The organism is Cellvibrio sp. UBA7671 (genome assembly GCA_002483145.1).
Taxonomy (GTDB): domain Bacteria; phylum Pseudomonadota; class Gammaproteobacteria; order Pseudomonadales; family Cellvibrionaceae; genus Cellvibrio; species Cellvibrio fibrivorans.
On record DLHJ01000017.1, the window covers coordinates 36,575 to 44,729 of the forward strand.

General features: G+C 46.2%; 6 protein-coding genes. 3 read left to right on the plus strand and 3 right to left on the minus strand.

Annotation, left to right across the window (positions count from 1 at the left end; all coding sequences use genetic code 11):
- Positions 1-45 precede the first annotated feature (45 nt).
- Together B4E62_RS18615 and B4E62_RS18620 are read left to right on the plus strand one after the other, a co-directional pair.
- Complete coding sequence (locus B4E62_RS18615) at positions 46-759, plus strand: YceH family protein (RefSeq protein WP_310072418.1); 714 nt, start codon at positions 46-48, stop codon at positions 757-759.
- A 70-nt stretch (positions 760-829) separates the two neighbouring features.
- Positions 830-1,198: a YggL family protein gene (locus B4E62_RS18620; protein ID WP_331353120.1), complete on the plus strand. Its 369-nt coding sequence runs from the start codon at positions 830-832 to the stop codon at positions 1,196-1,198.
- A gap of 93 nt (positions 1,199-1,291) precedes the next feature.
- Here the strand turns inward: B4E62_RS18620 and B4E62_RS18625 are convergent, their stop codons facing one another.
- Both B4E62_RS18625 and B4E62_RS18630 read right to left on the minus strand, forming a co-directional pair.
- The gene (locus B4E62_RS18625; RefSeq protein ID WP_331353121.1) at positions 1,292-1,903 is read right to left on the minus strand and encodes a hypothetical protein; all 612 of its coding nucleotides are present in this window, start codon (positions 1,901-1,903) and stop codon (positions 1,292-1,294) included.
- 316 nt (positions 1,904-2,219) lie between these two features.
- Complete coding sequence (locus B4E62_RS18630) at positions 2,220-4,802, minus strand: choice-of-anchor I family protein (protein WP_331353122.1); 2,583 nt, start codon at positions 4,800-4,802, stop codon at positions 2,220-2,222.
- 523 nt (positions 4,803-5,325) lie between these two features.
- On the opposite strand from B4E62_RS18630, the gene B4E62_RS18635 reads away from it, so the two are divergent.
- Positions 5,326-7,479, plus strand: coding sequence for a methyl-accepting chemotaxis protein (locus B4E62_RS18635; protein ID WP_331353123.1), 2,154 nt, complete (start codon positions 5,326-5,328; stop codon positions 7,477-7,479).
- Positions 7,480-7,551: 72 nt separating this feature from the next.
- Here B4E62_RS18635 and B4E62_RS18640 read toward each other — a convergent pair.
- The coding region (locus B4E62_RS18640) for a glycoside hydrolase family 16 protein (RefSeq protein WP_331353124.1) at positions 7,552-8,155 on the minus strand (604 nt) is incomplete at its 5' end.

Sequence of the window (8,155 nt, forward strand, 5' to 3'; positions counted from 1 at the left end):
TGGGCGTAGAGTGGCAGCCCCTCCGATGACCACCGAGACAGCGCAATGGAACCAATAGAAAACCCTATTCCCCAAGAGGAACCCGCCCTGCTCAATGCCATAGAAGCCCGCGTACTGGGTTCGCTAATGGAAAAACAACTCACCACTCCCGACCAATATCCGCTGACGTTGAACAGCCTACTGCTGGCCTGCAACCAGAAAACCAGCCGCGAGCCAATCAGCAATTATGAAAGTGGCGTTGTGCAGCGCGCAGTGAGTGAATTGCAAGACCGCAATTTTGTGGCAGTCGATTACGGCAACCGCGCAGCGCGTTACGACCAGCGCCTGACCCGCGTGCTCAGTGTCGATAAACCTACCCAGGCAATCCTTACCGTAATGCTATTGCGCGGCCCGCAAACCGTAGCGGAAATTTTAACCCGCACCCAGCGCATGGCCGAGTTTGCCAGCGCGCAAGCGCTGGAAGAAAAACTGCAACAACTCTGCGCTAAAACCAAACCGGTGGTGGTACACATCCCCCGCCAAATTGGCCAGCGCGAAGACCGCTATATGCATTTGCTGTGCGGCAAACCGGATTTAGCGGCGATCGCTGCAATGCAAAATTCCACTGCCAGCCCAAGTAGAGGCAGCAGTGGTAACGATGAGCATACAGCGCAACTGGAACAAAAAATTCAACAGCTCGAAAGCCGTGTCGAATTATTGGAAAAACAAGTCGCCACCCTGATGGATTTAAACGGTGTCAGCAACGCCGATTTGACGTGAATTCACGCAAAACAACAGTCATAGACGTTATCAATTTATTCAAGTGTGATTTAAAAGAAAGGTAAAACCCATGACCGCAGCAACAACCGCAAACGAAAAAAAAGCCCCACAGCGCAGCAAACGTTTGCGTAAAAAATTATTCCAAGACGAGTTCGCCACCTTTGGTTTTGAATTGGAATGCGAATTTAAAAACGACCTGACCGATGAAACCATCAGCCAATTTGTCGATAGCTTTTTTATCGATGCAATCAATGCTGAAAACCTGGTATTTGGCGGCGGCTTATCTAGTAAACGCCTGTCCGGCTTTATCGGCTCAAGCAAACGCTACGGCTCAGCCACTGAAGCCGACAAAACAAAATTGCTTGCCTGGCTCAAAGCGCAACCACAGGTAGCGACGGTAGAACTGGGTGAAATTATTGATGCGAATTACTATGTCTAATTAGGTTTCGCGCGATACTATTTCCATCCAATGCAAAAAGCCCGCACAAATTTTTGTGCGGGCTTTTTGTTGGTCTTATTTCAACAAACTCAGCTATTGGCCAGAACTGAAATTGGTGTACTTAACCAACACCGATGTGTAAGTCTGACCACCACTCTCATTGATGTGTTTTACGTCGGCTTTCACTTCTGGTGAATACCAATATACATCGTTCATAGCACTGCTCCCGCGCGCATTCTTAAATGTTCCGCGATGCACAATCTTGAACGCTGAATATGTACCACTCGGCACGGTAATTTTTTCAAATGCAACCACTTCTACATCTTGCCTTGTATAACCAGTAGTACCGTCGTCACTAGTCCAGCTTTCTTCGTACTCCCATTTGGCTCCTACTTTCAGGGGCCATTTGCGAAAAACCTTTTCATTGACCTTGGAGTCAGTTTGGTCTATTGCAGAAGTTTTTGAACCACCAGCGAATTTTTTAACGAATTTCTTTTCGCCAGCATCCAGAACAACCGTACGCGTTTCAAAGCTCTCCATCAAAGCTCTATTCGGCTCGGCATCAACTACAAGTTTCTCCTTCCACTCCCATGTTTCACCAACAGTAAAACTCTCAATACCGGGACGCTGCGCTTCCTGAGCTATGGTATTGACGCTTGCCAAGCCGATGATAATGATTGTAATGAAAACTGAAGAAAATTTCATTTGTAAATCCTTTAATGTGAATGAGACAGACTTTCAGATGTCAATTAAATTAGGAAGATCAGCATCCGCAACATCGCTTTGTTATGTTCGCTTTAATTTTTTTAGTATTTTTACTTTTGCGTCAACGGAACACAGCTACCTTATATTATCGACATACACCTAACAATCAAAAGTTAGGCGATGTGGTGCTGGCTAGGGCACTAATGATAAATAATGAAATAAAAAAGGCTGTGCCGGTTTAACACCGGGCACAGCCTTCTTAAAATCCGTATTACTAATCAAGCCCCTGTTTATAGAGGGGCTTGATTTAATGCAACTACGGTAACGCGATAATCGAAACAGAACCTACCGGATCATAGGAGTAATCGTCTTTCGCTTCGCCTTCATCCGCCGTCAGAATAAATTTTCCGTCCGGTGAGAAGGTCAGCATATCTGGCAAGGCACCTACTTTGGCGATACCTAACAATGCATAGGTTGATGTATCAAACACCACCACTGTGCCCTGCTGGGTTTTATCAACACCTTGTAACGCACCCGCCAATTTTCCATTCTTGACGGCAACACTGTTAATACCGCCAGCGTAGGGGCTGAGGTCAATGGTGGTCAGCAATGACAATTTAGTTGGGTCGGCAAGGTTCAATACTTCGATGCGCGAATTTTTCAGCAGGGTGCCGTTATTCAATACAAACAAATGTTTGGTAATTGGATCATAGGCGCTGATCTCCGCTGCTGCTGCGCCGCCTTCCAATACCAGGCGCGATGCAAAACTGAATACACCGTTCGCATCACTTTGGTAAACAGTGACGTTGCCGCTGTCTTCATTGGATACCACTAACAATGGATTGCCGTTAGGGCTATCTGCTGCGCTGACAAACAGAATGCCTTCAGGTGCATCATCACCGGTGGTTTTGAGGAATTGTTTGAAGCTGATGTTGCTGATGTCGGTAATATCGTAAACCGCAACTGCATCGGCGCGTTCAAGGCCAACAAACACAAAACGTTTGGAGCCGATCATACCAATCGTCAGATTTTCCGGTTCAACGCCTTTGGCATCGCTACGGTCATCCGGATAAGCATTAGCCGTATTCGCCTGCACCTCCAGATCTTTGCCGCTGTCATACACTTGCGCGCCGGTAGTGCCATTCCAGATACTAAATGAACGCGCACCAAAACTCAGCAAGTCGCTGTAGAGTGTTTCGGCAGTTGATGATTTAGCAAATTGCGTAACAACCAAGCGGCCTAATTGCGCATCTTTTTTCAATTCAACAGCATTGGGGAAATCAGATTCATCCAATGTCAGGCCAGAGACTTTTACACCTTCAACAAAATTGGTGTAGTAATCGCGCACATCGCCTTCGTTCGCGGTAATCACATAATCCATTCCGCCTTCATTAAAAGTCGCTATACCATCGGGCTGATACATACCAAATACTTTTGGATACTTGGCAAAAGCAATTTTGCTGTCTTTATCACTCGGGTCGATTTCATTGCCGATCGCGCCGTAATCTTTAAATCCCAATGGAAACACATTGGTAATTGCCGGTGTGCCATTGAGATTGATACGCGCAAGGCCGTTATTTTCTTGCAAGCTTACCCAAGCAGTTTTTGAATCGGCAGCGACGGCAATATATTCTGGTTCAACATCTTTGGCTAAATCAGCATTCAAACCAAATATGCGGAAACCGCCTGCTTCTAATGTTGTTTCCTGATTGTTGTAGGAAGAAAAATTCAACGTAGTCACGGTTAAATTCAACGCGGGAGTTGCAAAATTTTTCAGCGCAGGTGATGCGTACAATTGCGGCTTGCTGGCATCGGCAAGATCAATCCAGTTGCCTCCATCGGGCAGACGGCCGAAGGAATTGACATGGAAATCGCCGTAACTGATTTGGTCGCGCTGCTCACCTTTGTAAAACAGGGTAATAGTTTCTTTTTTGCCGATACCAAAAGTTTCCACACCACCATTGAGGATCGCGCCAGCTGGAGCATTTGCAGGCAAATCTGCACCCACGGCTAAATCGGTCAGCAAAATAATACGGCCTTTCGCCGGGATCTCTGTGCCCCCAGGAATTGGCATAGGTTTATTGCCGGTGTCCGTTAATGTCCATTCGCCTGCAGCAAAGGTATAGGGCTGCTCACCTTTGTTATAAATTTCAATGTAATCAAAATTAATATCCGCGCGGCCACTGGATACGATTTCGTTAATCACAATATCTGTAGGGCCAGCAGGTGCGACCACAGCAGGCAATTTATTGCTTGCACCGGGTGTTGCTTCCAGTGCTTCGGTTTGAACATGCCATTCAGCACCATCAGGTAGGCGGCCAAATGCATTAATGTGTGTGCCCTCACCCCATTTTTTCTGGTCGAGAATTTCGTTTTTGTAAACCAATAAGGCAGTATCGCCTTTACCCAAACCAAAATTCGCAGTACCACCGATCAAGGTAGATGCAGGTGCACCAAAAGGTATGGCGCTTTGGTCTACAGCAACCAATAAAAATCCTTTAGCAGAAATAACAGTGCCCGCTGGAATCACAATACCGGGAACCTTATCTTCAGCGAAACCTTTAATATCATTCACAGCCCACTCGTTAGCTGTAAAGGTGTAATCCGTATTTGCGGCGTTGTAGAGTTCGATGTAGTCATAACCACCGCCGTCAGAACGCATTTCGTTTAATACAATTTGCGGCGCAGGTGTTGGGGCGACGGATGCAGCAACACTCGACGCAGTGCTTGAGGCAACACTCGATGCCAGGCTAGAAGTAACACTGGAAACTGATGATGAAAGTTGGCTGGAAGATGAGGCACTGCTGGATGATTTATTATCGTCACCACCACAGGCAACAAGGGTAAGGGACACGGCAGCCAGTGCTGCCAGCTGTGGAATCTGTTGAATAAGCTTCATAGTTATTCCTGTTGCTGAAAAATAAATAAATCCGAAACCTGCACAAAATTGAGCAGAAGGATTGCGATTAAATGGATATTTTCGGCGACAAGACTAATCAGCGTTTATGACGGATTCGCAACAAATTTATGAAAGCTTGATGACATCCCCCCTCCCCACTTTCTCTCATGGGGCTGCAACGAGTAACCCCATCGAAAACCATCTCAGTACGATTAACGATATTAGGCCAGCGCAAAATCGATACCGCTGGAATAAGTAATAACGGCAATGTTGGTGGCTTATTTTTTCGGACAAAAAACAAACACAGAACCATATTGGTGCAAAGCAATTTCATTCGCACCAAAATAATCAGGCTCCTGCCCCAAAACAGAACCAAAACCAGCCTGTTTTTTCGCCACCACCGCCCTCTATATTCCATTTCATGAACTGGCGCACATTCTGCATGGCGTCAATTACAACTAAAAAAAATAGTCTTACCCCACTAAAACTATTACGACTCTTAAGAAACAGGTGAAGAAGACCTATGCAACAACACCATTATTTACACAGCGACCTTATGCATTTGTCGCCCGCGGAGCGAGGCTGGCTTAACTGGTATGGAAAAACAGGCAAGGTTTCCATGGGCTGGTCTTGCTGGTTAAACCGCAACCGCTATGCAGTGATGGAACAAGCATTTGAAAGCATCGCCAGTACTCGCATAAAACTATTGCAGCAGTGGGTAAAACGGCAGTGGACGCAATTGGAATCCTGTCGTAGCCAATTACAATTTCCCGACGACAGCTACGACAATATTCTGCGTAAAGCATGGCAAGTCATGGGTGACTGCACAGAATTATTTATTATCGACCAACAGGGTATGGTGACTGCCACAACCTACAATCGCCGGCTTGGTGTTCTCGATTTAAATCCGCGCGCGGTAAAAACAGGATTGGAAAATCCATTTCTGCATGGCCCTTATATCGACACGGAAACACTGCAGATTGGCAAGCGCAGTTCTGCTTTTCACGATCAAGTGACATTGATGTTTTACCTACCCGTCGAATTCAATAATGGCAACAAGGGCTGCTTGTGTGCACGCTTTCCCAACGATGTATTGGGCGATTTAATTCAACGGGAAGCAGGCCACATTTTTACTGAATCTGGCGATAATTATTTGTTTATGGTGAAGGCGGTTTTTGAACCCGCAATTAAAAGTGGTACCGCCCTCTCGCGTTCGCGTTTTGAAGATAATACATTTTCCCATGGCGAAAATTTAAAAACAGGTGTGCACACCGCCTGGGGTGTCGTAAAAATCCAGCAGCACACAGAATTTGAAATCCGCTTTACTGACCCGGCCACTAATGAATTACATCCGGGTGTACGCGAAACGATTCGCAAAGGTAGCAATTTATTTGTCACCTACCCCGGCTACTCCGATTATCGTCATATTCCAGTAGTAGGCAAAGGTGTCACCTTTTCATTACAAGGCTCCCCAGATACCTGGGGCATGATGTGCGAGGCGGATTTGGAAGAAGTTTATCGCCATCGCTCACTGAATTTTAAACTGATGAATATTTATACCGCTTGTGTGGGTAGCAGTTTTTTAGTGAATGCTGCACTACACGAGTACACCAATTGGTCTAATAACGCCATTAATCTATTTACCCTATTAACCCTGGTAATCGGTGGAATTATTTTTAAACAGCGCGGCCCACGCAAATTAGCGCGGCGCTTGGGGAAAATGACTGAGGTGATCCACACCATTGCTGAAGGTGGCGGTAATTTGCAGCAGCGTCTGGATACGCGCAAGTTAGCCAATGATGAAACTGGGGATTTAGGGCGCTGGACGAATAGTTTTATTGACAACCTCGATCATATTGTTGGCGAAGTTATACGCGCGGCAGATGAAGTGATGAAAAATAGCGATAATTTACTCAAGCGGAACACTGAGGCTAACCAATCATCCAACCATGTTTCCAGCTCTATGGAGAAAATGCTGGAATTGGTGCATACCCAGTTGCAAGAAATCAGCAATGCCTCCGGCACTGCCAGCGATATGAAAAAAGTCATGGAAAGCGTGGTACAACAAGCGCGTAGCCAATTTGAATCGGTGCGTACAGGAACCCAAAGTATTCGCGATGTGGTGGAAAATTCAGCGCGTACCATTCACACACTGAACAGCCGCACCAGCGAAATCGGCAATATGGTTTCCTTGATCAGCGACATCACTAGCCAAACCAATTTACTTGCGCTCAATGCAGCCATTGAAGCAGCACGTGCGGGTGAACATGGCCGCGGATTTTCAGTTGTCGCCGATGAAGTACGCAGCCTGGCAGCACGAACTGCAAGTGTGGCAAAAGAAATTGGTGAGAAAATTGAAGCCATTCGTACTGAATCGCAAACGGCAGCCGCCTATATGGAAACCAGCGTCGCCGATGTGGATCGCGGTTTACGTTTAGCCGAGGAAGCATCAACCGATAATTCACAACTACATCATATTGTGGAGCGCATGTTCGATATCATTCATCACATTGACAACAACAGCCAACAACATGGACATCATGTGCGTGAGGTCGCCAGCGCAAGCCACACCATGAATAAAGTGGTGCGCGCCTTGCAAACCAGTTCTGATCGGTTAAAAAATACTGCAACAAAATTGCATCAATTGGCTGGTGTTTTTCAGGTAACTTCACGTTAGCGATTTATTATTGGAGAAAAAAATGACAGCCATTTGGCTGCCATTTTTTTCTAACAATTTTCGTTTGAAAAATTATTGATAAACGCGAACATAATCCACATACATGCGCTGCGGGAATACGCTGCCTGCATCCGGGCTACCTGGCCAGGTTCCACCCACGGCTACGTTGAGCAACAGGAAGAAGGGATTATCAAATACCCAAGCACCGTAGTTTTGCACTTGCGCGCGCGTTACTGAATAGAATTGAATGTTATCGCGGAACCAGCGAATACCGTTGGTATCCCATTCAACGGCGTACACGTGATAATTCACATCCACATATTCACCCAAATTATGGGTTCCCATAAAGGGTGTATTGCCTGAATAGCCTGGGCCGTGAATTGCTCCGTGAGTGGTAGTCGGTTCAAAACCTACGTGTTCCATGATGTCGATTTCACCTGAAGCAGGCCAACCCACTGACCCCAAATTGTTACCCAACATCCAGAATGCAGGCCACACACCTTGGGTTTGCGGCAATTTCAAACGCGCTTCAATTCGGCCATATTTAAATGATTTCTTATCGCGCGAGATCATCCGTGTTGAAGTGTATTCACAGCGACCATACCAACAGCTGTAATTGGCTGGGTTATCGCGGCGCGCTTCAATGACCAATACGTTGAAATTGTAGAAAAACTCG

Bases quoted from the DNA above. Each gene is read 5' to 3' on its own strand.
- B4E62_RS18615 (WP_310072418.1), top strand. From the start codon at position 46: ATGGAACCAATAGAAAACCCTATTCCCCAAGAGGAACCCGCCCTGCTC.
- B4E62_RS18620 (WP_331353120.1), top strand. From the start codon at position 830: ATGACCGCAGCAACAACCGCAAACGAAAAAAAAGCCCCACAGCGCAGC.
- B4E62_RS18625 (WP_331353121.1), bottom strand. From the start codon at position 1,903: ATGAAATTTTCTTCAGTTTTCATTACAATCATTATCATCGGCTTGGCA.
- B4E62_RS18630 (WP_331353122.1), bottom strand. From the start codon at position 4,802: ATGAAGCTTATTCAACAGATTCCACAGCTGGCAGCACTGGCTGCCGTG.
- B4E62_RS18635 (WP_331353123.1), top strand. From the start codon at position 5,326: ATGCAACAACACCATTATTTACACAGCGACCTTATGCATTTGTCGCCC.